Below are 25,407 nucleotides of genomic sequence, written 5' to 3'. Positions count from 1 at the left end.
AAGAATGGAACTTATTCTAAAAGAAGATATACAGGATTTGGGTTTTAAGGACGATATCGTTACGGTAAAGAACGGTTACGGAAGAAATTTCCTTATTCCTCAAGGTTTGGCCGCATTGGCTACTCCTTCCGCCAAAAAAGTTTTGGAAGAAAACCTTAGGCAAAGAGCCCATAAAGAAAAGAAAATTGTTGACGAGGCTACTAAATTGGCCGATGCACTTAAGCAATTGGAAATCCGCATCCCAGCCAAAGTGGGTGCTGGTGACAAATTGTTTGGTTCTGTCAGCAATATTGATTTGGCAGCAGCCTTGGATAAGGCAGGTCATCAAATCGAAAGAAAGTTTATCAATATCAAAGGAGGAATCATCAAAAGAGTTGGGCCTTACAATGCCGAAATCAGATTGCACAGAGAGGTAATTGTTGATTTTCCTTTTGAAGTTATTGCTGAAGCGAAGTAAGGAAACCCTTAACATTCGGTTAATAAGTTATGAAGAGCTATGCATGCATAGCTCTTTTTTTTGTCTATGTTTGTAGGTACTCAAAAAACTAACTCATTTATGAAGAAAAATTTACTGTTGGGGATACTATTGCTTATGGTATCTACCTCGGCTTTTTCACAAGTCACCACATCCAACATCAGGGGAACCGTTGTTGATGATCAAAACGCACCCCTTTTAGGGGCGAATGTGGTAGCGGTACACACGCCTACAGGTACACGCTACGGAGCCATTACCAACGAGGAAGGAAGGTATAACCTTCTTAACCTTAGGGTCGGGGGACCTTACGAGGTAACCATTTCCTATGTTGGATTTAAAACCAATGTACAAAACGATATTTTCCTATCGTTGGGTAAAACCTATAACCAAAATGTTGCCCTTGCATCAGATAGCCAGGCTTTGGATGAGGTCATAGTTGTATCGGATCAAACCGGAACCTTCGGTAGCGACCGTACCGGGGCTGAAACAAGCGTTGGCAGACGGGAATTGACCAGACTACCTACTATTTCAAGGTCTACCAACGACTTTACCCGTCTGGAACCTACCGCAAGTGCAGGTTCGTTTGGCGGAAGAAATGACCAATTCAATAATTTCTCCTTGGATGGGGCCATTTTCAACAACCCTTTTGGATTGGATGCTGCCCAGCCTGGTGGACAAACGGATGCAAATCCTATCTCCATTGACGCCATTGACCAAATTCAAGTAACAACAGCGCCCTACGATGTGACCCAATCCGGATTTACGGGAGCTTCCGTAAATGCGGTGACCAAAAGTGGTACCAATGAGTTTTACGGAACCGTTTACGGCTTTTTTAGGAATGAGAGCCTAACAGGAGGAAAGGTAGCAGGCGATGACGTTTTTAAAGCAGACCTGAGCCAATCCCAATATGGTATCAGTATTGGAGGCCCAATCGTTAAAAATAAGTTGTTCTTCTTTGCCAATTTTGAAAAGGACGACCGTACCGATTTGGGATCCAATGGTTTTGTTCCTAACAGTGGCTCTGGTGCCATCAATGAATCTCGGGTTTTGGCCTCTGATTTTGCGTTGGTGTCCAATATTCTAAGTCAGGTTTCCATCGGTGATGGACAATTCTACAATCCAGGTAGGTTTGAAGGATTCAATTTTGATCAGGAATCGACCAAGGGAATTTTCAAATTGGATTGGAACATCAACGACAATAACCGATTGGCCATCATTTACAATTTCTTGGACGCCTCCAAGGAAAAGCCGGCTCACCCAACTGCTTTGGGCTTTAGAGGGCCAAACCTGTCCACTTTGCAGTTTGAAAATGCCGGATATGAAATCAACAACAGAATTCAATCGGTACAAATTGAATTGAACTCTACGCTTTCTGATGAGGCCATTAACAAGTTGCAAGTAGGGTATACCCATTTTGACGATTTCAGGAACCCAAAATCAACTCCGGCACCAACCATTACATTGCTGGATGAAAATGGGGCATCAAACTACATCATTGCAGGACACGAGCCTTTCTCCATCAACAACAGATTGGATCAGAAGGTTTTTCAATTAACAAACAACCTCAACTTTTTTAAAGGGGATCATACGTTCACCGTTGGGTTCTCTTTTGAGAAGTTCCAATTTGACAACTCCTTTAACTTAGGGGTTTATGGTGCACAAGGAGTGTTCTTCCCAACAGGCTCCATTTCTGATTTTAGAGGTCTGGATGCTGCTGGGGAAGCCGCGTTGGTCAATGTTTACCAAGGTCAGTTCAATGCTGCCATTGCTGCTAACAACGCCTTAAATGCCGCTGGAGAAGGAAATGCTGGAGGCTGGGCCTTGGCCGAAACCAATGTGGGTCAAATGGCTTTTTACGCTCAGGATGAGTGGAACGCCACCGAAAACTTTAAGTTGACATACGGAATCCGTTTTGATAAGCCTTTATATTTTGATTCAGCGCAAAAAGCTCAGGAGGTAATTGAAAGGTCTCCCGCGGTAGTTGCGGATATTCCTTATGTAAATCCCAATAATGGAGAAACCGTGTTAATAGATAACACCAATTTACCCACCAATGATTGGTTGATTTCTCCCCGTGTTGGATTCAATTGGGATGTGAACAATGATGGCAATCTGCAGATTAGGGGTGGTTCCGGGATATTTACAGGTCGCTTCCCATTTGTATGGTTGGGCAACCAGATAGCCAACCCCAATGTATTTTTCCTTACTGCTGTAGACCCCGATTTCCAATGGCCACAGGTCTTTAGAACCAGTTTGGGTGCGGATAAACGCTTGAATAATGGCTGGATTTTGACCGCTGATTTCTCCTATTCAAAGGATATCAACGGGCCTCACGTGCAAAACTGGGGGCTTACTTCTCCTTCAGAAACCTTGCAAGGGGTGGATAACAGAGCTGTGTATGCCGCAACGGATTTAATCAACAACGCTTACGTGTTCTCCAATTCCGATGAGGGAAGAATTTGGAATGCAGTGTTCAAGGGACAAAAAACATGGGACAATGGACTTTATGCGAGTTTGGCCTATAGCTATTTGAATTCAAAGGATGTGAACTCCATTGAAGCTGAGATTACCAGTGATGCTTTTGCCGCCAATGCCATTGTCAATGATGCCAATGCGGATGTGTTGTCCTATTCAAGGTACGGGGATACGCACCGTTTTGTTTGGGGTAATTTCCAAAGCCTTTAAAACAGGAACTACCATTTCCACATTTTTTGAATACGCCCAGGGAGGTCGTTTCAATTATATCTATGGAGGGGACATCAATAGGGATGGATCTAGTATAAATGATTTGTTGTACATCCCAACAGCAGCAGAGGTCAACCAGATGAATTTTGCTGAAGCCGGGGATGCAGCTGCCTTTGAAGCCTTTATTCAACAAGATGACTATTTGAGTGAAAACCGAGGCTCTTATGCAGAGCGCTATGGAGCTTTGGCCCCATGGAGAGGACGCTGGGATTTGAAGGTATTACAGGATATTAAAATAGCCAATAAGAACACCATCCAGTTAAGTTTGGATGTATTGAATGTTGGCAACTTGATCAGTTCTGAGTGGGGCGTTGTTGAAATTCCCACCAACCAGCAGGTGTTGGGTGTAACCATTGATGACAACAACAATCCAACCTACAGTTTTGATGAGAATTTAATGGAAACTTTTAGTTCGGATACCAGCCTATTGTCTAGATGGCAAGCCCAGTTTGGGGTGCGATACATCTTCAACTAAAAGAATATAATTTATAAGGTAAAAAGGCTGCGCAACTGCGTGGCCTTTTTTATTTTTGCCGAATTAAAGGAATCTGATTCAATGAAGTACGCAAGATTGACGCAACAACAACTGGAAGAGTTGCATCCTGAGTTCATCAACTTTTTGGCTACCCAGTCCATTACCGCCGATGAGTGGGCGAGTATCAAAGAAGAAAAACCCGAGGTTGCTGAGGAGGAAATAGATGTTTTTAGCGACTTGGTTTGGGAAGGAGTACTGTCTCAAGTAGAGTACCTAGAGAACATTTCGGAAATGCATATGCACCTGTTCCATTTAACGGACAAGGAGATGAAGCTCTTCTCGGTAAAAGTACTTAATCCCGAAATCGATTTACGAACGGAGGAAGGTTTTGGCTGGTTCAAACGCAATTTCCAATCCGATTTTGTGGAATACCTAACTGCTTCCAAAGCTTATTCCGATGACAAGAACAAAGACAAATTTGATTTGATCCAACAAGGAGCCGCCATAACCAAAGGAGATCTTTACCAATGGTTTGAGCGGATAATGGAGTAGCTTTTGGTTGGACCATTAGATAGTTGGATTTTTGGAATTTGGTTATTTGGACTTTTGAATTTTCATGTTTGATGCTGGACACCCGATGTTCAATTCTTGAATTTTAATGTTGAATTCTGAAATCCTAAATCCATTGTTTTCGAGCCAATTTATGAAACCTGCCTACCGGTTTACATACCTTAGGTATGCAGACAGGTTCGTGTCAACCCGCAGGGTTTGATAAATCCTTAAATAAATCGATATTTGCCAAACATATTCTATGCGCCGGTCTTGGTCCTCGAACTACGTGTAGGGCGCTACCTAATTTTTACACCATTTGAATGGCCCAAAAACCATCCATTCCCAAGGGAACGCGCGATTTTTCACCCACAGAGGTTGCCAAACGCAACTACATCATCCAAACCATCAAAAAACACTTTGAGGTGTATGGCTTCCAACCTATAGAAACCCCATCCTTTGAAAATTCTGAAACCTTGATGGGCAAGTATGGGGATGAAGGGGATAGGCTTATTTTCAAGATTTTGAACTCTGGAGACTTTATCTCCAAAGTGGACGATGTTACCTATAGTTCCAAGAATTCGGCTTCGTTAACACCGAAAATTACTGAGAAAGCGCTCAGATATGACCTTACAGTGCCCTTTGCCCGTTATGTGGTCATGCATCAAAATGAAATTGATTTCCCATTTAAGCGGTACCAAATCCAACCAGTATGGCGGGCGGACAGGCCACAAAAGGGACGTTTTAGGGAGTTTTACCAATGCGATGCCGATGTGGTAGGAGCCAAGTCCTTACTTCAAGAAGTGGAGTTTGTACAGCTATATGATGCGGTCTTTACAGCTTTAGGATTGAAAGGTACGACCATCAAAATCAACAATAGAAAAGTATTGTCCGGTATAGCCGAAGTCATTGGAGCCAAACATTTACTTATTGACTTTACGGTAGCATTGGACAAATTGGACAAGATAGGAGAGGAGGGCGTAAAAAAGGAAATGTTGGCTAAAGGAATTTCCGAAAGTGCCATTGACAAAGCAAGCCCCTTGTTTGCAATGTCAGGCTCTAGTATGGAACAATTGGAGCAACTGAAATCATTGTTGGTGGAATCTGAAATAGGTATGGCAGGAGTTGCGGAACTGGATGAAATCACGAGGAATGTTGAGGCGCTGGGATTGCAATCCGCCCAACTTCAACTGGATGTAACATTGGCGCGAGGACTCAACTACTATACCGGTGCCATTTTTGAAGTTAGCGCCCCAGAAGACGTTAAAATGGGCTCTATTGGTGGTGGTGGACGTTACGATGACCTTACTGGTATTTTTGGATTAAAGGATATTAGTGGCGTGGGAATCTCATTTGGATTGGACCGAATCTATTTGGTGATGGAAGAATTGAATCTGTTCCCAAGTAGTGTAAGCAAATCTGTCGACGTACTTTGTGTGAACTTTGGGAATCAAGAGAGTATGGCTGCCCTTAAGTTGGTGAATCAGATGAGGGCCAAAGGCATTAAAGCTGAAGTGTACCCAACGAATACCAAAATGCAAAAGCAGATGAAATATGCCAATAGCAGGAATATTCCGTATGTGGTTTTGATTGGGGCGCAAGAACTGGAACAGGAACAGTTTGTGGTTAAAGATATGGCCCAAGGTACACAGCAGACCTACTCCCTGGGTAACTCAGAGGAGTTTACGGAACATCTATAGTCTTTGGGATATTTCTTCAATTATCTTCGTGTAATAACCGCTATCATTGGGTACAAAACCGGCTAGTTGATTGTGCTCGACATTAAACTTAAATGTTGTCAAATCAATCAATTCCAAAGCGTCAACTTCGCTTTCCTGTTTGATTAGCTTTGGTAACGGAATTTTCATTTCACATAAAAAAGTATGATGAAATTCCTTGTCAACTAGCACTTTGCTGTGCTCATGAACTGATTTGAAACAGCCAATTTTTTCCAGGTCTTTGGGTTTTATCACTAGACTGATTTCCTCCTCTACTTCGCGTATTGCTGCCTCAATAACATCTTCACCTGCTCCAATGTGCCCAGCTACCGAAACATCCCAAAGTCCTGGAAAGGTGTCTTTGTTTGCCCCCCTTTTTTGAAATAACACTTTTCCATCTGAAGTATAAAACCATACATGAATGGTAGGGTGGAAGTACCCTTTACGGTGTGCTTCGGATTTTAGACAAGTCTTACCGGTAAGCTTCCCGTTTTCATCCAGAATGTCTACCAATTCGTCCACTACAAACAGTCGTTGTTGTCACCTCGAGCGCAGTCGATAGGTCTTAGGATTACTAACTACAAAATAGTTCTCGACTGCGCTCGAACCGACATATTTTTAGTCAAAATAACTAAAAGTCTCCCCTTCTTTGATGTTCAGGAGCGTCTCGTAAATCAATCTGATGACGTTCTCGACATCATCTTTGTGTACCATTTCCACGGTGGTATGCATATATCTAAGCGGCAATGAAATTAGGGCAGAGGCCACACCTCCATTGCTATAAGCAAAGGCATCGGTATCTGTTCCCGTATAACGGGAAGATGCCAAACGTTGGAATGGAATTTTCTTGGCTTCAGCCGTTTCAATGATGCGTTCCCTTAGTTTATTCTGTACCGCTGGGGCATAAGAAATTACAGGACCAGAGCCAATGGCAGTTTCTCCTTCCTTCTTTTTGTCAATCATGGGAGTAGTGGTATCGTGACAAACATCTGTAACAATGGCCACATCCGGTTTAATGGTCTGGGTAATCATTTCAGCACCGCGTAGTCCAATTTCTTCCTGCACCGAGTTGGTGATATACAATCCAAAAGGAAGTTTTACCTTGTTTTCATGAAGTAAACGTGCCACCTCTGCAATCATAAAGCCTCCGGCACGATTATCAATGGCGCGACAAACAAATTTGTTTTTGTTCAGTACTTGGAATTCATCTGGATAGGTAATTACGCAGCCCACATGAACGCCCATTTTTTCAACTTCTTCTTTGTCTTTGGCACCTATATCAATACAAATGTTATCCAACTTGGGTGGTTCCTCCTTGGCACGGTTACGGGTATGTATAGCGGGCCAGCCAAATACACCTTTCACAATCCCTTTTTTGGTATGGATGTTCACCCATTTTGAGGGTGCAATTTGATGATCGCTCCCACCATTTCTGATCACATAGAGCAATCCATTGTCGGTGATATAATTTACGTACCAAGAAATTTCATCGGAATGTCCCTCAATCACCACCTTGTACTTGGCATCAGGATTGATTACCGCTACCGCAGTTCCGTAGGTGTCCGTAATAAAATCGTCCACATAAGGTTTCAGGTAGTCCATCCATATTTTTTGACCTTCCCATTCATAGCCGGTTGGAGAGGCATTGTTTAGGTATTTTTCGAAAAATTTAAGCGATTTGTTGGTGATGATTTTTTCTTGAGCCATAAACATGTATTTGACCTTCAAAAATAATAAGATCATTAGACCCAAGAAACCCTTTGCTTCATTTATTCGGGTATTATTTTGGAATTGAGTAAGCCTTTGGGATAGTGATAGCCCTTTGTCTAATTTATTGAATATGTTTTTTCAAATCCTTCGTCCGCGTCAGTGTCCTGATCGTAGGAAACGGTAAAGCTATCAATTTGTGAGCCATTTCTTCGTACTGTTACTGCTACGGAAAGGGTATATTCTGTTCCATTGTCGGCCGCATCTTCAAGTGCTTCCAGGGTCAATCCATAAAAACTATAGCTTACCCTAATCTCATCTATATACGTTCCAGTGTAAAACTCGTAGGGTGAGGTATCCCAAAATTGTACGGCATAATTGCCCAGACCATCGTTTGAGGCCCTACCATCCCTTGAACTAAAAAGGAGTGCCCCATCTTCACCATCATAGCTTAACAGATTTAGATTGCCTCTAAATTTGCTTATATCACCACTTAAGGTAATATCAACTTCAAACTCATCAAAATATTCGTCTTTATCACAACTAAATGAGATAAGCATCGCCAACAAAAGAATAAATAGATTTTTAAGTTTCATAATTTAAGTTTTAGTGGTTATGAATTTCGGAATGAGGGAATGGGTATGTGAAGCAGTGTTCTGGACCTTTACCGAGACCACCGGATTTACCAGCGGCTCCAGAGGAGTAATCCGTTGCACCGTTGGTACATGGATAATCCAACCCAACCCCAGAGAACATATCATCTACCATTCTTCTAAATGAGAACATGGGATCGGAATCATCCCATACTATTGGCCCCACATCACCGAGAGCCTGGTTCATAAACTGCTTCATATCTCCGGTGGCAGGATGACCAGAGTTCAAAATATCATGCCCTAGTTCATGGTACATTACTGTGAGCCTTTCATTTTGAATATCAAAATAGGAGGCACTGTTCCAAAACGGGGTGTAATAGCTTATATGCACCCGGTCATCGTCTATACAGCTAAGGTGGGATAGTCCTGCAAATCCTTCATCTCTAAACTCTACCAAGACTTTATCAAGGTCAACAAAAGATAGGTCAAGCCCATGACGCTCGGCATCTTTTATAAATGCAGTAACGTAGGTTTCTGGAACTAGAGGGTCTATTTCTGCATAAATGGGATCGCTCCAAAATCCCTTGCCCGCTACCAATTCCATAATTTCTTCATGGGATTTTTTATGTGGAATCTCACTTTCCTCTATTTTCTTGAGCAACCAGGAATGCCGTGCCCCACCGGAATTATATTGGCGATGTATGACAAATCTTGATATGTATTCATTAATGAGGTTCTCGTCCGGGTCACCCGCACCCGGTACGTAACCTATATCCTTAAATACTGGGAATGATGCCAAATCCTCATAAACAGTTCCTGTAAAGATGGTCTCATTATTGGCATATTCAAATACAAACGGAGGCGCATCATAAAATATGGGATTGCCATTGTCATCAACCACGCCTACAAGGATGTAGAACCCGTTTTCAATCTCAAACTTGTCCTTAAATAATGCGGTCAACTCTTTGTTGGAATCAATTGTTATTGTTCTTGGATTTTCTTCTGAATCGTCGGACCAATGCGAGAAAATAAAGTCATTGTCAGGGGTGGCCGTAACAACCAACTCTGTACCATAATCGTATTCGCCCCCGCTTGAATCCACTTGACCGCCTTCACCGGAATCAATCACAAGCGTATATTGTGCAGGGACAAATTCTGCAGTTAGCTGCTTTTCCTCTGTTAACGTTAATTCGATGGGGTTTTCGGAGGAATCAACGGCACCGGACCATCCTACAAATGTCCACTCGTCCATAGGTTCCGCGGTAAGTCTTACAGTTGTGCCGGAATCGTAATCAGTACTTTTCCCAGAACTGACTATTTCTTCCTCAACCTCACCTTCACCTTCTATTTCTATGGTCAAGGCATATTTTTTAATGAGAAAGTTTGCTGTGAGGTTGATGTTGGAGTTGACTACTATTTTCAATGGATTTTCCGTGGCACCGTTGGACCATTTGTCAAACAAATATTCTGCTTCCGCGGTGGCCGTAAGAGTTACTTCTGTTCCTTTGCCGTATGTCCCTCCACTGCTGGAGACTGTTCCGCCATTGCCAGCAGTTACTTTCAAGGTGAATTTCTCTGCTTCAGCTGGTGGGGTGGGATTGTCTGAACTATCTGTGCTGCAAGCTATATACAACAGGGCGAATAAGGGAAGAATGAACTTTTTCATGGTTATCTAGGATCAATTAATACAGAACATTGAAACCTAAAACTAGAAGATGTTTGGATAGAAAAAAATACCCACTAATGCGTATTTTACCTTTTGAAAACAGCATTTTATCGATAAAACAGCGCACTTAATCGGAAAGTCAGAAAATTCCGTTACGATAACAGAAGGCCAACAATTGTTCTTTGTTGTTGCAATTGCACTTGCGAAGGATGTTCTTACGATGGGTATCCACAGTATGTTTGCTTATAAAAAGCTGATTGGCAATTTCGCTACTTTTTAGGCCTTTTTTGATACCCGTGATGACCAGTAGTTCCTTATTGGAAAAGTAATCCTGAAACTCCAGATAGACTTTTTCCTTAAATTTTTGCCTATCTACCTCATTGGCATTTACGTCCCATTCTATTTGATTGTTATTTGAAATAAAACCGATATCGGTAATCAAGGACCAATTGCTGATCAATTTTCCATTGCCCATAGTTTCGTATGCTCCGGATTGTCTTAATACCTTTATTGGCGTACCATCACGTTTTAAAAGCCGATAAGAAATGGTCAAATAGGTGTTTATGCTGGTGGCATTAAAATGGGTATAATGGTCAACGACACCCTTGATTACGCGAGATACTACGTTGATATCATCCGGGTGGATATGGGTGTGAATGATACTGTCATCAAATTCATTTTTAGGATAACCCAACATACCTTCAATATTCCTTTGATAGGTGACTCTGTTTTGTTGCCAATCCATCACATAAATAGCTTGCTTTCCGGGAATCAATGGAAAATGTGCCAAGTCGTTAAACGCTTTTCTTTCTGTCTTTTTATTGGCCAGAAAATTGGAGGTTGTTTTTGCAAATTGAATCAGGTCCACAGGAGATACCCCAGATACTGGGTTGGCAGGTGAAGTTGTATTTTCAGAATTCTTCTTCATTTTGAACTGCAGTTAAATGATCCCATTCGCCGCGCAAAAATTTAAAAGCTGTTCTTTATTGGAACAACCACATTTACGAAGAATGTTTTTTCGGTGCGTATCTACGGTAAGCTTGCTTATAGAGAGTTCTTTGGCAATTTCCAGACTTTTTAAGCCTTTGTTTATTCCATGTATTACCAACAATTCCCTTGGAGAAAAGAAATCCTTGAATTCTCTATAAACATTGTCCTTAAACTTTTGAAAATCCACTTCATTGGTATTTAGATGCCATTCCACTTGGTTATTGTTTGAAATAAAATCAATGACGGTAATCAAAGACCAGTTGCTAATAAATTCACCTCGATCAGAAACCTCAAAAGCTCCCGTTTGCCTAAGTAATTTAATGGTGGAATTATCCTTTTTCAAAAACCTATAGGTCAGTGTGAGATAAGAGTCGGGCTCCACTGTTCTAGAATGTACATAATGGTGAACTGTACCTTTGATTACCCTGGAAACCACTGGTATGTCATCAGGATGAATTCGCCTCAAGGCCGTCTCCATATTAAATTCCTTCAGATCATAGCCTAACAATTTATCAATATTTCGTTGATAGGAAATAGACTTTTTTTTCCAGTCCATCACATAGAGAGCCTGTTTGAACAGCAATGGAAAATCATTTAGGCTATTCCAATTTCTTTGGCCCACAACTTTGTCCTGAAGATATTTTGAAATATCATCAGCATATTGCCACAAGTTTTCTTGGGTTATTTTTGAATTTACATTGTTTTCCAAGCCATTTTATTTATGATGCTCCATTTGTAAGGAGTTCTTCAACAAATTCATTAATTACGGCGTTAAATGCTTTTGAATTCTCTAGATGAGGGGTATGCCCCGAGCTAGGGATATAGTGTACTTTCTGTTTCCAAAGAGTGGAAAAACCGATTTTGTTCAGATATTCTTTGTTTACCAACGGATCCATTTCCCCAGCTAAAATCGCCACAGGAAAATCAGCGGTTTTTAGGCTGTCCATTTCATTGGACAATTCTCCCGTGGAAATGGAATGGGCAATTCCTGTTCTAAATACAGGATCAGTTTTCTCCAATGCACCTATTGCAACGGGATGGTTATTGCAGCCAATAAAATCCATCATAGATTTCTTTTCTCCAGGAGACAATTGATCCTTGAAAAGAAGTCCCATTCGTTCATCCTGGGCAAATGCCTCATTTAAGTTGAGCGGTTTTTTTAAAGGGGGAGTGCCAATTAGTACAAGTCCAAGGCAATTTGCAATGTTTGGAAGGGATTGTAAAATTAAATGGCCGCCAAGAGAATGACCAACAAGGACTATGGACCCTAAGTTATTAAATATATCTTCAAGAATTGGCACTAAAAAGGGAATTTGATAATTGTCCAGCTTCATAGAATCCCCATGTCCGGGAAGATCAAATGCCATTCGATTGAAAGCATCAAAGAGAGAGGTTTTCAATTGATGGTCCCAAAGGTGTAGATTTTGACTGTTCCCATGAACAAATACCAAAGTGAATTTGGAATGCCCGACTTTGCTTTTTACCTGGATTTTGAAGATATCCCTTGTCTTATTGTTGCCCATGTAACGATAGCTTGTTTATCTTATCTTTCCTTTAAAGTAATAATATTCACGTTTATTTAATAATGTTCGCAAAGCAATATGGTTACATTTGGTGCGGTTTTTGGCTTGACACAGCTATGAAGAAGATTTTTTTTGCCATATTTTTTTCACTTGCGGTTTCTTCGTTTTCACAGATTAAAGAAGAGGTCATTGATTCTACGGATTACTATGTTCGGTTTGAAGGGGACTCCATTTTGCATAGTTCCATTGCGTTGGACGAGGTGTATCTATTTGGGAGGCTGGAATTTGCCAATCGGAAAGAAAAACTTCGGTATTATATCCTAAGAAGAAAGACCTTAAAAGTGTACCCCTATGCCAAATTGGCTGCAGAACGTTTGGTGGAATTAAATGATAGTTTGGCCAACATCAAGAAGAAAAGACAACGAAAGAAATACACCAAAAAAGTCCAAAAATACATTGAAGGTGAGTTTTCAGCGGAACTTAAAAAGCTAACGCGAACTGAGGGCCAAATTTTGGTCAAACTCATTTATAGGCAAACCGGGAAAACTGCATTTGACCTCGTAAAAGAGCTTCGAAATGGGTGGCGGGCCTTTTGGTACAATACTACCGCAAAGGCGTTCAAAATTAGTATAAAGGAAGAATTTCATCCGGAGCTAATCCACGAAGACTATCTCATTGAGGACATTCTACAGCGTGCATTTGCCTCCAAGCGATTGGAGCGGCAGAAATCGGTCTTGGATTACGATTATGCCCAATTGAGCAACAAATGGAAAAATAGCAAGACCACGAAGGATTAATCCTTTGTTTTTTTTCCAAACAAAGCCTCCATAAAGATTTTGATGGTGTAAAACCCTAGGCCGATGGCAACTACGGCCAATATCAAACCTACGATCAACACAGGTAAATAGGCAGGATGCCCCTCGTTTTTAAATGCTTGGTAGATGGTAAATGGGGCCAGAAACATGACGGCTACCGTATACCCTATAAATTTGAGACCTTTTGCCAATAATTTTTTATCGGTGTGCATAGGAACTAAAGTAGCAAGTTTAGCCTATATTTAAAGGACATTTTCTAAAAAATAATCATGGAAATCCTTGTTCTGGCCCTAGTGGTCATTTTTATTATTGTGGCGACCATCAAGTTTAAAATGCACCCTGTTTTTTCCCTGACCTTGGCGGCGGTGGTTTCTGGTTTTCTCTTGGGACTCTCCCCTCAAAATATTATGGAAACGATGGGCAATGGATTTGGGAAAACCTTATCAGGTATTGGTCTGGTCATTGCGTTTGGAACCGTTATTGGGATTTATCTTGAAAAAACTAGGAGTACCAAGGTTCTGGCCAATTCAATTTTAAAATTGATTGGACTTAAAAAATCACCTTTGGCTATAAATTTGGCCGGATACATCATTTCCATCCCGGTATTTTGCGATTCAGGGTTTATTATTTTGTCCTCGTTGAACAAAGCACTGTCCAAAAAATCGGGAATTCCCATTATGGTCTACGCGGTCGCTTTGGCAACAGGTCTTTATGCCGCCCACGTATTTGTACCTCCAACACCGGGACCTTTGGCCGCAGCCGCTATCTTGGAGGCCGATTTGGGCACGGTATTACTTCTGGGACTGGTAGTTTCCATACCCGTTTCGTTGATGGGGTATTTCTGGGCTCGATTTATGGGGCGAAAATTAAAACAAGAAGTAGCGAAGGAAGAAAGCGACGTTCAGGAGGAAGAGGGATCCAATATTAAACCCTTTAACGCATTTTTGCCGTTGGTAGTTCCCATAGTTTTGATTGCTTTAAAATCCGTTGCCAATTATCCCACTTTTCCCTTAGGAAAGTCGAACCTTTTCTTTGTTTTTGATTTTCTTGGAAGTCCCATTATAGCATTATTGATTGGCGTTTTATTGGCCTTTATGATGGCAAGGAAAATACCTGCTGAGGAACAAAAGCAGTGGGTTCCTGAAGCGTTTAGACAGGCGGGGGCCATTGTCTTGATAACTGGTGCCGGAGGTGCATTTGGAGCTATCCTACGCACTCTGGACATGGCAGAAATATTTAACCTGACCCAAAGTTCTGGATTGGGCGGTTTGTTGATTTCATTTGCCATAGCTGCCGTTCTAAAGACCGCCCAAGGTTCGTCCACAGTGGCTATTATTACCACCTCTGCCATCATAGCGCCATTGTTGGACACTTTTGGATTGTTGTCCATTACGGATAAAGCTCTTGCTGTTTTGGCCGTCGGAGCCGGTGCCATGACCGTTTCCCATGTTAACGACAGCTATTTTTGGGTGGTTTCCCAATTTTCCAACATGAATGTGAAAACAGCTTTGCGGGGACACACTTTGGCCACCCTTTTTCAGGGTTTGGTGGGGCTTGGGGTAATAGTGTTACTGTATACTTTTCTTTGATTAAGGAATGGTGATGCTCTGCTTATATTCCTCAACAACGGCAAAATAACCCAAAAGAAATTCATTGGGGATGTTCACGTTATCAAAAAAATCAATGTTATCAAGTTCGGTTACATCAAATATGTTTCCACGCAAAGTAGCTGTTGGGGTTTCAAAAACCCCTAAATCGTCTTCGGTCTGTTCAATAAGCAAATTCATGTAGTTGTAAAATGCCTGATCAGCACCAAGAACACTTACCGTGATTTCCTGGCCAGGCTCGAATTTTTCATCATAGAAGTATGAAAAACTAAATTGTTGTCCTTGAAAAAATTGGTCGTCTAAAGTAATGAAGTTCCCAAAACCTAAATCAACCACATAGAAATCATTTCTGTTGGGATCATCGGTAATGGTGATAATTATTTCCGTTTCGTCCTCATCAAATAGGGTGTTGGAACCGATACGAAGGTCATCAATTGGCACTGAACTAGCGTAGGTTGTTGATCCATAGTAGAGCTTGTCTTCCCATTCAAGTTGTAACAACAGTTCCTCCGATGCTTTAAGATTTTCCGCTGAACGCGTGCCTTTGTAAATCCCGGAGCCGGGATTGTCATAGTCAACAAGAACCCCACCTGCCAGAGTAATCTGCTTTAAATTTGTCACGGGAATTTCACCAAAAAAGGCATCCGTTAGTCCTACCCGTACCTCAATGTCCACAATATTTGAAGTGGGATCAACCCGAACCAAGGCATCAACAATTAATCTGGGTTCTTCCGAAGGAACCTCGACTTCTATTACCTCCTCACAAGAAAGCAATGCAAATAAAAAGATGCAATAGGCTATGCTCCTCATTGAATTTGATGTTATTCCAAGGTCATTCTATGATAATGGTTCGTTTGTATTCTTGGACTACCGCAAAATAGCCTAAGGGGAATACATCGGGTTGTCCTACATTATCAAACAAATCAATATTATCTAGGTCTGTAACATCGAAGATGTTGCCCCTAGGCGTGGCTACTGGAGTTTCAAAAACCCCTTGATTGTCCGTAGTTTGTTCTACCAATAAATCCATATAGTTGAAAAATTCGCGGTCGGCGCCCATGATAGTTACGGTTACTTCGTCGCCCGGATTCAACGTTCGTTCTGGGAAAAAGGAAAAACTAAACTGCTCACCATTAAAGAATTTGTCTTCAAGGGCTAAAAATTCCCCTTCACCATAATCCATCACGTAGAAATTATCCATGGATCCATCGTCGGTAATTGTGACCTCAAGTTCAATGTCATCATCATCAAAGAGGATATCATCACCTTGGCGCAAGTCATCCATAGGTGCCGAAGGAACATAATAGGTTCTGGCAAAATAGAGGCGGCCCTCATGTTCCAACTGAAGCAAAAGTTCACCCTCCTCGAAAAAGCGTAGCCCTACAGGATCCGGATCTTGGTAAATCCCAGAACCGGGTGCTGTTTCTTGGAGAATTATTCCATTGCCGCCACCCGCTGTAGGAAGGCTAAGGTTGACTATCGAAATATCCCTAAGTCCAGTAAGGGGAATAGTTCCAAAAAATGAACTCGTCAACGATACTTTTACAATAGGCATATAGGAAGTTTCACTCGGATCTAGCCGAATCAAGGCTTCAACGATCAATCTGGGGTCTTCTTGGGGTACATCCACTTCAATGACATCTTCACAAGAAAACAGCAAAACAATCAAGAATAGGTATGGGATGATCTTTTTCATATGATGCGTTAAAACGTAAAATTATAGGTTATCGCGGGAACAATTCCAAAAATTGAAGTCCGTATGGCCTCATTTCTACCAGTATCCTGGTTCTGTCTAAAATTAATGGATGCCGCATTCAATCTATTGTAAACATTATATAAACTAAAGACCCATTCAGACTTCAGTTTCTTTTTTATTCCTGTTCTTGGTTTTAAGGTGGCTGATATATCCAATCGATGATAATCCGGTAACCTCTCCTCATTTCTTAACCCGTAGTAGGGGATGACCAAACCTTGAAACTCGAACTGTCCAATAGGATAATTTGTGGGTTGCCCGGTTTGATAAACGAAGTTGGCATTGAAATTCCATCGTTCATTCAAATCAAAACTACCATATAGGGCCAGGTCATGGGTCTTATCAAAGGGGGTACTGTACCATTCGCCTAAATTGATTCCGGTCTCCATGTTAGATCGTCCATTGTCAAACGTAGGCTCCCGGCCAGGGGTTCGCTGTTCTGATCTGGAAAGGGTGTAAGCCAACCAACCCTTCAGTCGACCTTCATTCTTACGGAGCAACAACTCTAGACCATAGGCGCGCGCCTCCCCATTGAGGATAACTTGTTCTATAGCATTGTTGGCAATTAGGTTTGCTCCATCTATATAATCAATCCTATTTTGGATGTCTTTATAATATGCTTCAACTTCTAGAGAGTAATCACCTTCGTTGATATTTCTAAAGTAACCAATGGCAAATTGGTCCAGAAACTGTGGATCCACAAAAGGGCCACTAGGAGTCCAGACATCCAAAGGAGTAGGAGAACTGGTATTGGACAACAAATGTAGATATTGGGCAAGCTTTGTGTAACTCGCCTTTATGGAACTTTGCCCATTGAAATTATAGGACATGGAAAATCGAGGTTCCAATTTTCCAAATTTTTTCAAGGTGCCGCTTCTTCCAGGATTTAAAGTGTCCATGGGTATAGCCTCTTGATAGGTAAGGGTAAAGGGATCAAAAACCACGGGCTGGTTGTTTTCGTATTGGTAAAACTCATCTTGTCCAAGCCTATTGAACTGGCTGACCCTTAGACCGTATTCCATGCTCAGACGGTCGGAGATTTTATTTTCGATGTCTAGGTAAATGGCATTTTCATTGGCGTACTTTTTGGTCAATTGCTCTTCCACAATTCCAGAATCTGAGCTATTGGGCTTTATTTTACCTGGATTAAAGACGTAGTAGGTATTATGAATCCCATAATTTACTTGAATCTTATCGCTAACATAGTTTTTGAGGTCATACTTAAGGTTGAAATTCTGGATACCGGAATCCCATTCAAATCCTACAAAATCAAGCTCTAAACCATAGAAATAATCTGAATAGATCAGGGACAAATTGGAAAACAATTTATCTGAGAACAAGTGGTTCCATCTAAAGTTGCCCACAGCGTTGCCATAAGTATTTACAAAACTGTCGTTTATGCTGAATAAGTCCCTGCCAAAATAACCAGACAGAAAAATACTGTTGTTATCATTGATTTTGTGATTGATTTTGGTATTAACGTCATAGAAATAAGCTTTGTTGTCCACATCGAACAAGGGAAGAAAAAGATGTGCGTAGGACGCTCTTGCACCCGCCAAAAATGCCGTACGATCTTTGATAATGGGTCCTTCAACCAACAACCTGCTGGCCACGGCTCCAATACCTCCATTGACCTTAAGTTCCTTACTGTTGCCTTCCTTTTGAAAAATTTCCAATACCGATGATACCCTGCCACCATACCGAGCTGGAATTCCACCCTTAAATAATTTTACATCTTTTATGGCGTCCGGGTTAAAGACGGAAAAGAATCCGAAGAGGTGGGAAGAATTAAAAATTGTCGCCTCGTCCAATAAGATCAAATTCTGATCAGCGGCACCACCCCGAACATTAAATCCAGAAGATGCTTCACCCGCATTTGTGACACCTGGCAACAAAATCAAGGATTTAATAACATCTGCTTCTCCCAATACTACAGGGATTTGCTTGATGGTTTGTACGGCCAGTGTATTGACGCTCATTTGTGGTTTTCGGATGTTCAAGGGTTTGGCATCATCAGTGACGATGACTTCATCCAACACCTCTACCGCTTCGGCAAGGTTGAAGTCCCTTTTAACATTGGAGCGTAGATCAATGGTTTCTCGAATGTCCTGATATCCCAAATAGCTCACCACCACCTCATATTCGCCTTCAGGCAATGTGATGGAAAAAAAGCCATACTCGTTAGTGGCGACTCCAGTATTTAGACTTGGAAACGCTATGGTTACCCCAATTAAGGTTTCGTTACTTTTTTCTTCGGAAACTGTACCGCTTAGCGTATACGTCTTTTGAACCTGTGCCCAACCCGTATGTAAGGAAATGAGCAGAATGGAAATCAGGAATCGTTGAAGCATGTAAATGATTTTCCTACAATTTATAGATAATGCATGGTTTAAAAAAAAGTATTACTACTGATTATCGAATGGTTAACGGTTGGGTGTCAAATTCACTTAAAGCGAAATACCCAAAGGCAAAATTTCCCGGATTGGTTTTGTTTACAATGTTTCCTCTTATGGTTGCATTAGGTATGGCAAACGGCCCTCCATTCCCCATATCTTCTCCAGATTGGGCTAATAGTTTTTCTATGTAGTTGGAAAATACCTTGTTAATGCCAAAAACGGAGATCGAAATTTTTTTTCCAGGTTTGAGTTTCTCATAGAAATAGGAGAAGGTAAGCTGTTCGTCCTGAAAAAACTGATCATCAACCACAAGATAATTGTTCCAGCCAAAAGCAAACAAATAATGATTTCTTTCTCCTGGAAGGTCTGTGAATGTTACTTTTACCTCGGTTTCATCTTCATTAAACAAAAAACCATGGTCCTGTTCCAATTTTTCAATGATTGTTGACTTGACCAGTTGTTCCGTGGCCGTATAAATCTCTCCTTCAAAAGATATTTGGAGCATATATTCCCTGTTGAACTCCAATTTGGGAAACCCGGAGTCAAAAATTCCTGGTTTATTTTCAACTAGTTCATAAGATTGACTTGTAGCCATATCAATAAGAGAGACCGTAGCATTTTCGGCAGGCAGTGTTTCCTCAAAAAATGGGGTTGTAAGGGTCAATTTGACTTCACCTGCGGTTACGGATTGCCCATTGGTATCGTTGTAACCAATGAGTGCATCAATCACCAATTGAGGTTTGGAGGGGGGTAGGTCTAGTTCTATAACATCCTCACAACCGATATTTAGAAGAAAAACCAGAAGAAGAAATTTTCTGTTTTTCAAACTGAAACGATTTGGGACAAAACCCCAAATTAATCATTTTTCTAAATACCTAGAAGGATATGACAGTTTCTTTGATTGACAAAAGTAGAATTAGCTTAGTCCAGCAAGTATTGTATTCAAAGTTTCGCTGGGTCTCATGGCCTTTGTCGCCATATCCGAATCAGGAAGATAGTAACCACCTATGTCCATACTTGTACCCTGAGAATCAATCAACTCTTGTGCAATTTTTGCCTCATTGCTATTGAGCTGGGATGAAATGTTGCTGAAAATAGCCCTGAGTTCCGCATCTTCATTTTGCTCTGCGAGCTGCTCGGCCCAATAGAGGCAAAGGTAAAAATGACTTCCGCGGGTATCTAGCTCATTTACTTTACGGGAAGGGGATTTATCGTTGTCCAAGAACTTTTCTGTGGCCTTGTCCAACGTATCGGCCAAAACAGAAGCTTTTTTATTATTGTTTTTTTCTCCATAGAACTCCAAGGAAACACCCAATGCCAAGAACTCCCCAAGGGAATCCCATCGCAGGTGACCTTCTTCTAAAAACTGCTCCACATGCTTTGGTGCAGAACCTCCAGCTCCTGTCTCAAATAGACCTCCGCCATTCATCAAGGGCACTATGGATAACATTTTGGCACTGGTGCCAACCTCCAAAATTGGGAACAGATCCGTTAGATAATCACGCAGTACATTTCCGGAGACGGAAATCGTATCCTTACCTTCTTTTACCCGTTGTAAAGTGAATTTAGTTGCCTCAACAGGGGAGAGGATGTGAATTTCCAAACCGTTGGTATCATGATCTTTGAGATACGCATTGACTTTGGAGATCAATTCAGCGTCATGCGCCCTATTCTTATCCAACCAGAATACAGCAGGGGTATTGGTCGCACTAGCTCTGGAAACTGCAAGCTTTACCCAATCCTGTACGGGGGCATCCTTAACTTGACACATTCTCCAAATATCACCTTCCTCCACAGCATGCTCTAGAAGCGTACTATTGTTGGAATTGCTGACCACGCGAACGGTTCCTGCTGTCGGAATCTCAAAAGTCTTATCATGGGAGCCGTATTCCTCGGCTTTTTGTGCCATTAGACCCACGTTGGGAACAGTACCCATGGTTGTTGGGTCAAAGGCTCCATTTTCTTTGCAAAAATCAATTGTGGCCTGATAAACACCAGCATAGCTACTATCTGGAATAATGGCCTTGGTGTCTTGAAGCTCGCCATCTTTATTCCACATTTTCCCCGAAGTTCTGATCATGGCCGGCATGGAAGCGTCGATGATTACGTCACTAGGGACATGTAGATTGGTAATTCCCTTATCAGAATTTACCATGGCCAAATCCGGACCATTTTCAATGTTCTTGACGATGGCCTTTTGTATTTCTTCTCTTTTATCGGCTGGAAGTTCCTGCAATTTATCCAGTAAAGTCTCCAAACCATTGTTGGCATTTATGCCCAATTCCTCAAAAGTACTCCGGTATTGATTAAATAATTCCGAGAAATAGGTTTCCAATGCATGACCAAAAATAATGGGGTCGGAAACTTTCATCATCGTAGCCTTGAAATGCAGCGAGAGTAGTAAGTTATCTTTTTTGGCCCCAGAAATTTCCTCAGTCAGGAAATCTACTAAAGCCTTTTTGCTCATCACCGTGGCATCTATGACCTCACCTTTTTGAAGGACTACTTTCTCCTTTAGGATAGTTGCATTACCACTGGCATCAACCAATTCAATGCGAATATCATCAGCACTGGACATGGTCAATGACTTTTCATTGTTTCGGAAGTCCCCATGATCCATGGTGGCAACGTGGGTCTTGGAATCGGGGGACCAAGCACCCATGGTGTGTGGATTTTTCTTGGCGTAGTTTTTAATGGCTTTCGGGGCTCTTCTATCCGAATTCCCTTCCCTTAAGACCGGGTTTACTGCGCTACCTTTGATTTTGTCATATCGCGCCTTGATGGCTTTTTCGTCGGCATTTTGTGGCTCATCCGGATAGTCTGGTAACTTGTAACCCTTTTGCTGCAACTCTTCAATAGCTTCCTTCAATTGAGGAATGGAAGCACTGATGTTGGGTAATTTTATGATGTTGGCTTCTGGGGTTTTGGCCAAATCCCCCAAGATTTTCAAATCGTCCGAAATTTGTTGTTCTTCGGTTAAAAATTCTGGAAATACCGCTGCAATCCTACCGGCCAAGGAAATATCCTTGGTTTCAATTTCAATGTTTGCGGTATTTGTAAATGCTTTTACAATGGGTAAAAATGACTGAGTTGCCAAAGCTGGGGCTTCATCCGTCTTTGTATAAAAAATCTTGGCCATCTAGGTGTTTTTATTTGAGCGGTGCAAATATACAATTTATGGCTGTTGGTATACTAAGGGATTTATCGAAAAGTGTGATTTTGGAGGGATTGTAAAACAAAAGCCATACCTATGTCGAAACATTGATATGGCTTTCTGAAAAGAGCTAAAAGATTTTATTTTGCGTTGCCGCAAAATTGCAACCATTGATTGCATCCGTTGCTCCTTTGACGTTTACTCAACACTATGCTTTTAATTTTGCAACTAAACAACATCTTGTAAAGTGTCCTAATAATTTCCTAAACCCTATCAAAACGAAAAATTGCTCTCTCGCCCGCACATAGGACTTCTCATTTCTATTTAGGTTACACCGAGGCGTTACCTCTTTCGAAATTCCTTTTGTGATCAGTAGTGTTACCAATTCTAAAGGGAAACATCAGTTTTTAAAGAACGTCAACTTTAAAACCAAACACGAGCTCGATTGCTCTCCTTCGTATTTGTTTGACTAAATTAGAATAAACTGTCAGATATCCAAATTTTGTAAGCGATTAAAAATCAACAATGTATGAACCATGGTTATTAACAATTGTTCATAAAAAAAGCACCCAATTTGGGTGCCTGATTTTTTGATAAGGAAAGTGGGTTTATCCCCGAACTTCCTTGATACGTGCCTTTTTACCGGTAAGCCCTCTAAAGTAGAAGATTCTGGATCTACGAACCTTACCTTTTTTGTTGACCTCAATACGTTGAAGTGCAGGCATGTTGATAGGGAAAATTCTTTCCACCCCAACGGTTCCCGACATTTTTCTGATAGTAAAGGTCTCAGTGGCTCCCGATCCCCTTCTTTGAATTACCACTCCTTTAAAGAACTGTGTACGTGTTTTTTCGCCTTCCTTAATTTCGTAGTATACCGTGATCGTGTCACCAGCTGAAAATTTTGGAAAGTCTTTTTTTGGAACAAATTCGTCTTCAACAAATTTTATTAAGGATTCCATGATATGCTTTTTTAATGTTTTACAAGACCAACTTTCACGAGTTTCGTCAGAGGTTGATTTTGAGATTGCAAAAGTAATGCAATATTTAGAATTGACAAGGGCTTTTTTGCATTTTACAAATGATACCCGTCTTACGCCGATTTTCGGACATGACCGATTGCATAAACCAACAGACCTATACCAAATAGGATGTAGGGCAACGGCCCAATAACAGCAAATACCTTTGTCCAGGACAAAATGGAATCTGCACCCCTGTGCCCTGCAAAAAGGGTTCCCGAGAAATTGAGAACGTTAAAAACCAGGGTTAGTATACTACCAATCAGCATGAGCAGGGTACCTCCATTTTTTTGTTTGGTCACCAGAACTATGCATCCCACGATTACGGCCAATTGGGCAAGCGTTCCCAATATGGAACCTAAGGCAAAAAAAAGTGTATAAGAATCGTCCATATTATTTTAATAAATCAGGTCGTTTTTTACTTGTGCGTTCCAAAGCCTGATCCTCCCGCCATTTTTCTATCTTGGGAAAATCCCCGCTTAACAATATTTCTGGAACTTCCTGACCTTTGTAGTTAGAAGGTCTGGTGTATACCGGAGGTGCCAGTAGATTATCCTGAAAGGTATCCGTCAAGGCTGAAGTTTCATCATTTAATACTCCGGGCAATAATCGTATAACGGCATCGCAGAGAACGGCGGCGGCCAATTCTCCACCTGACAACACATAATCGCCTATGGATATTTCACGGGTTACAAACATATCCCGTACTCGTTGATCCACTCCTTTATAATGTCCACAAAGAATGATTACATTTTGCTTGAGTGAAAGTTCGTTGGCAATCCCTTGATTTAATGTGAGCCCATCCGGGGTCATATAAATGACTTCGTCATATTCCCTTTCGGCCTGGAGTTGTGAGATGCACTTGTCAATGGGCTCAATCATGAGCACCATCCCGGCCCCACCCCCAAATTGATAGTCATCTACTTGCTTGTAATTTCCGGTGGTATAATCGCGGAGATTGTGGAAATGAACTTCCACTAAGCCTTTTTCCTTGGCCCGCTTAAGGATGGAAGCATTGAAGGGGCTTTGCATTAACTCCGGTAAAACCGTTATGATATCTATCCGCATGGGCACAAAAATAAAAGAAGTATTGTGGATACCCTATTTAGGGTTTTTCCAAAAATAGTGTAGGTAAGACACATCCTTTTCCCAACCCAACCTCTCATACAGCTTTTGGGCTGGATTGTCGGCCGCTGTTTCCAAAGTTAGTCCCTTGCTGTTTTTCAATTTGCAAAACTCCTTGGCATGATTCAGCAGTTGTTCGCCAATACCCTTTTTTCTAGCTTCAGGAGCAACAAACAAATCGTTCAAAATGTAAAATTGCTGCATGGAAACCGAAGAAAAAGTAGGATATAGCTGGGTAAACCCAACGGCTACATCATTTTCGAGGGCAAGAAAAATAACGTTTTCCCCCTTTTCAAAACGTTCCAAAAGAAAAACCTTTGCTGCCTCTACATCCGATTCCTGTCCATAAAAAACACGGTAGGCATCAAATAGGGGAGCGATACGATCAACATCCAAAGCCGTAGCCTGTTTAATCATGCTTAGAACCTTAAGTAGACTTTGCTACTTCTTGTTTTTGTTCAACTCGTCTTGAAGTTGTCGGCTAATTTTCTGCTCGCGCTCCAATGCACGACGTCTGTGCTCTTCAAATTCCTTTTCAAGATCCGCCAATGCCTCTTTGGCCTGACTGGTAAGTACGTTACTATTTCTGAATCTATAGATAAACAGCAACAAGAAAAGGAGCAAGCCAACGATAATTCCCCAGAGAATCAGTTTGTAGGTGCCTTTACTTACCTGAGCTCCAAAAAAGGACATGCTATCTTTCTCCGAAGTTACCGTTTTAAGGCTATTCGAGGTTTCTTGCAGTCTTGTGTTGAGGTCTTCTATTTCAGATTTGTTATTGGAAATGGTAGCCGATAGATCTTTGATGGATTTATTGGCGGTGTTTATGGAATCAAATATGTTTTCTTTGATTCGGTTCAAATCAACCAGGCGAATCACCTCATACCGAATACCATTGGCCCTATAGTTGCCGGATTTTTTTTCCAATCGCTGGAATTGGCCCACCAAGGATGGATCTTCCTCATCCTGATTACTTTGTTGCGCGGACAAAGTCAATAAAGGGGTTAGTAAAGCTAGGGCGAATAAATATCGTAATCTTCTCATGGTCAATGTTCTTTAAATTTAGATTAAGGGTAGGGCGAAATTACACCAATAAACTA

Annotated in this window: 23 protein-coding genes and 1 pseudogene; 6 read left to right on the top strand and 18 right to left on the bottom strand. The window is 41.4% G+C overall.

The genetic code is table 11. The annotated features are described in order from the left end of the window. Positions 1-4 precede the first annotated feature (4 nt). The 4 genes and pseudogenes from rplI (at position 5) to hisS (ending at position 5,944) form a co-directional block, all read left to right on the top strand. On the top strand, positions 5-457 hold the full coding sequence (rplI, locus tag FGG15_RS04760; protein ID WP_138833742.1) for a 50S ribosomal protein L9: 453 nt from the start codon (positions 5-7) through the stop codon (positions 455-457). A 99-nt stretch (positions 458-556) separates the two neighbouring features. Further along, positions 557-3,695, top strand: a pseudogene (locus FGG15_RS04755) (TonB-dependent receptor). Between the two features lie 81 nt (positions 3,696-3,776). Next, a complete protein-coding gene (locus tag FGG15_RS04750) occupies positions 3,777-4,247 on the top strand; it encodes a DUF6495 family protein (protein WP_138833740.1) in 471 nt (156 codons plus the stop codon). A 320-nt stretch (positions 4,248-4,567) separates the two neighbouring features. Further along, positions 4,568-5,944, top strand: coding sequence for a histidine--tRNA ligase (hisS, locus tag FGG15_RS04745; protein WP_138833738.1), 1,377 nt, complete (start codon positions 4,568-4,570; stop codon positions 5,942-5,944). Here hisS and FGG15_RS04740 read toward each other — a convergent pair. From FGG15_RS04740 to FGG15_RS04710, 7 genes are all read right to left on the bottom strand, one after another. Continuing rightward, on the bottom strand, positions 5,939-6,484 hold the full coding sequence (locus FGG15_RS04740; protein WP_138833736.1) for an NUDIX hydrolase: 546 nt from the start codon (positions 6,482-6,484) through the stop codon (positions 5,939-5,941). The two genes, hisS and FGG15_RS04740, sit on opposite strands and share 6 nt — an antisense overlap. Before the next feature lie 96 nt (positions 6,485-6,580). After that, complete coding sequence (locus FGG15_RS04735; protein ID WP_138833733.1) at positions 6,581-7,669, bottom strand: M42 family metallopeptidase; 1,089 nt, start codon at positions 7,667-7,669, stop codon at positions 6,581-6,583. Between the two features lie 119 nt (positions 7,670-7,788). Further along, positions 7,789-8,265, bottom strand: coding sequence for a hypothetical protein (locus tag FGG15_RS04730; RefSeq protein WP_138833731.1), 477 nt, complete (start codon positions 8,263-8,265; stop codon positions 7,789-7,791). Positions 8,266-8,275: 10 nt separating this feature from the next. After that, positions 8,276-9,928: an InlB B-repeat-containing protein gene (locus tag FGG15_RS04725; RefSeq protein WP_138833729.1), complete on the bottom strand. Its 1,653-nt coding sequence runs from the start codon at positions 9,926-9,928 to the stop codon at positions 8,276-8,278. A gap of 139 nt (positions 9,929-10,067) precedes the next feature. Next, complete coding sequence (locus FGG15_RS04720; protein ID WP_138833727.1) at positions 10,068-10,856, bottom strand: LuxR C-terminal-related transcriptional regulator; 789 nt, start codon at positions 10,854-10,856, stop codon at positions 10,068-10,070. 12 nt (positions 10,857-10,868) lie between these two features. Continuing rightward, positions 10,869-11,627, bottom strand: a complete 759-nt coding sequence (locus FGG15_RS04715; protein ID WP_138833725.1) for a LuxR C-terminal-related transcriptional regulator — start codon at positions 11,625-11,627, stop codon at positions 10,869-10,871. Between the two features lie 10 nt (positions 11,628-11,637). Further along, a complete protein-coding gene (locus FGG15_RS04710; protein ID WP_138833723.1) occupies positions 11,638-12,441 on the bottom strand; it encodes an alpha/beta fold hydrolase in 804 nt (267 codons plus the stop codon). A gap of 116 nt (positions 12,442-12,557) precedes the next feature. Here FGG15_RS04710 and FGG15_RS04705 point away from each other — a divergent pair, with 116 nt between their 5' ends. Further along, positions 12,558-13,238 (top strand): DUF4294 domain-containing protein, encoded by a 681-nt coding sequence (locus tag FGG15_RS04705; protein WP_138833721.1) that lies wholly within the window; start codon positions 12,558-12,560, stop codon positions 13,236-13,238. Here FGG15_RS04705 and FGG15_RS04700 read toward each other — a convergent pair. After that, positions 13,235-13,468: a DUF6095 family protein gene (locus FGG15_RS04700; RefSeq protein ID WP_138833719.1), complete on the bottom strand. Its 234-nt coding sequence runs from the start codon at positions 13,466-13,468 to the stop codon at positions 13,235-13,237. The two genes, FGG15_RS04705 and FGG15_RS04700, sit on opposite strands and share 4 nt — an antisense overlap. A gap of 57 nt (positions 13,469-13,525) precedes the next feature. Here FGG15_RS04700 and FGG15_RS04695 point away from each other — a divergent pair, with 57 nt between their 5' ends. Continuing rightward, positions 13,526-14,845 carry a GntP family permease gene (locus FGG15_RS04695; protein ID WP_138833717.1) on the top strand — a complete coding sequence of 440 codons (1,320 nt, stop codon included), beginning with the start codon at positions 13,526-13,528 and terminating at the stop codon, positions 14,843-14,845. Here the strand turns inward: FGG15_RS04695 and FGG15_RS04690 are convergent, their stop codons facing one another. From FGG15_RS04690 to FGG15_RS04645, 10 genes are all read right to left on the bottom strand, one after another. Continuing rightward, positions 14,846-15,673, bottom strand: coding sequence for a DUF4249 family protein (locus FGG15_RS04690; protein WP_138833715.1), 828 nt, complete (start codon positions 15,671-15,673; stop codon positions 14,846-14,848). It lies immediately after the preceding gene. Between the two features lie 22 nt (positions 15,674-15,695). Beyond that, positions 15,696-16,559, bottom strand: a complete 864-nt coding sequence (locus tag FGG15_RS04685) for a DUF4249 family protein (protein ID WP_138833713.1) — start codon at positions 16,557-16,559, stop codon at positions 15,696-15,698. An 8-nt stretch (positions 16,560-16,567) separates the two neighbouring features. After that, on the bottom strand, positions 16,568-18,967 hold the full coding sequence (locus FGG15_RS04680) for a TonB-dependent receptor (RefSeq protein WP_138833711.1): 2,400 nt from the start codon (positions 18,965-18,967) through the stop codon (positions 16,568-16,570). Positions 18,968-19,028: 61 nt separating this feature from the next. Further along, complete coding sequence (locus FGG15_RS04675) at positions 19,029-19,838, bottom strand: DUF4249 family protein (RefSeq protein ID WP_161991921.1); 810 nt, start codon at positions 19,836-19,838, stop codon at positions 19,029-19,031. A gap of 90 nt (positions 19,839-19,928) precedes the next feature. Further along, positions 19,929-22,151 (bottom strand): NADP-dependent isocitrate dehydrogenase, encoded by a 2,223-nt coding sequence (locus tag FGG15_RS04670; protein ID WP_138833706.1) that lies wholly within the window; start codon positions 22,149-22,151, stop codon positions 19,929-19,931. A 623-nt stretch (positions 22,152-22,774) separates the two neighbouring features. Further along, positions 22,775-23,125 carry a 50S ribosomal protein L19 gene (rplS, locus tag FGG15_RS04665; RefSeq protein ID WP_138833704.1) on the bottom strand — a complete coding sequence of 117 codons (351 nt, stop codon included), beginning with the start codon at positions 23,123-23,125 and terminating at the stop codon, positions 22,775-22,777. Between the two features lie 131 nt (positions 23,126-23,256). Then, complete coding sequence (locus FGG15_RS04660) at positions 23,257-23,574, bottom strand: hypothetical protein (RefSeq protein ID WP_138833702.1); 318 nt, start codon at positions 23,572-23,574, stop codon at positions 23,257-23,259. 1 nt (position 23,575) lies between these two features. After that, entirely contained in the window at positions 23,576-24,250 is a 675-nt protein-coding gene (gene trmD / locus FGG15_RS04655; RefSeq protein WP_138833699.1) for a tRNA (guanosine(37)-N1)-methyltransferase TrmD, read from the bottom strand. A 33-nt stretch (positions 24,251-24,283) separates the two neighbouring features. Then, on the bottom strand, positions 24,284-24,724 hold the full coding sequence (locus tag FGG15_RS04650) for a GNAT family N-acetyltransferase (protein WP_138833697.1): 441 nt from the start codon (positions 24,722-24,724) through the stop codon (positions 24,284-24,286). A 24-nt stretch (positions 24,725-24,748) separates the two neighbouring features. Next, the gene (locus tag FGG15_RS04645) at positions 24,749-25,351 is read right to left on the bottom strand and encodes a tRNA (guanine-N1)-methyltransferase (protein ID WP_138833695.1); all 603 of its coding nucleotides are present in this window, start codon (positions 25,349-25,351) and stop codon (positions 24,749-24,751) included. Between the last annotated feature and the right edge of the window lie 56 nt (positions 25,352-25,407).

The organism is Flagellimonas algicola, assembly GCF_005937185.1.
GTDB classification, from domain to species: Bacteria; Bacteroidota; Bacteroidia; order Flavobacteriales; family Flavobacteriaceae; genus Flagellimonas; species Flagellimonas algicola.
This window is presented reverse-complemented; position numbering and strand designations above follow the sequence as displayed.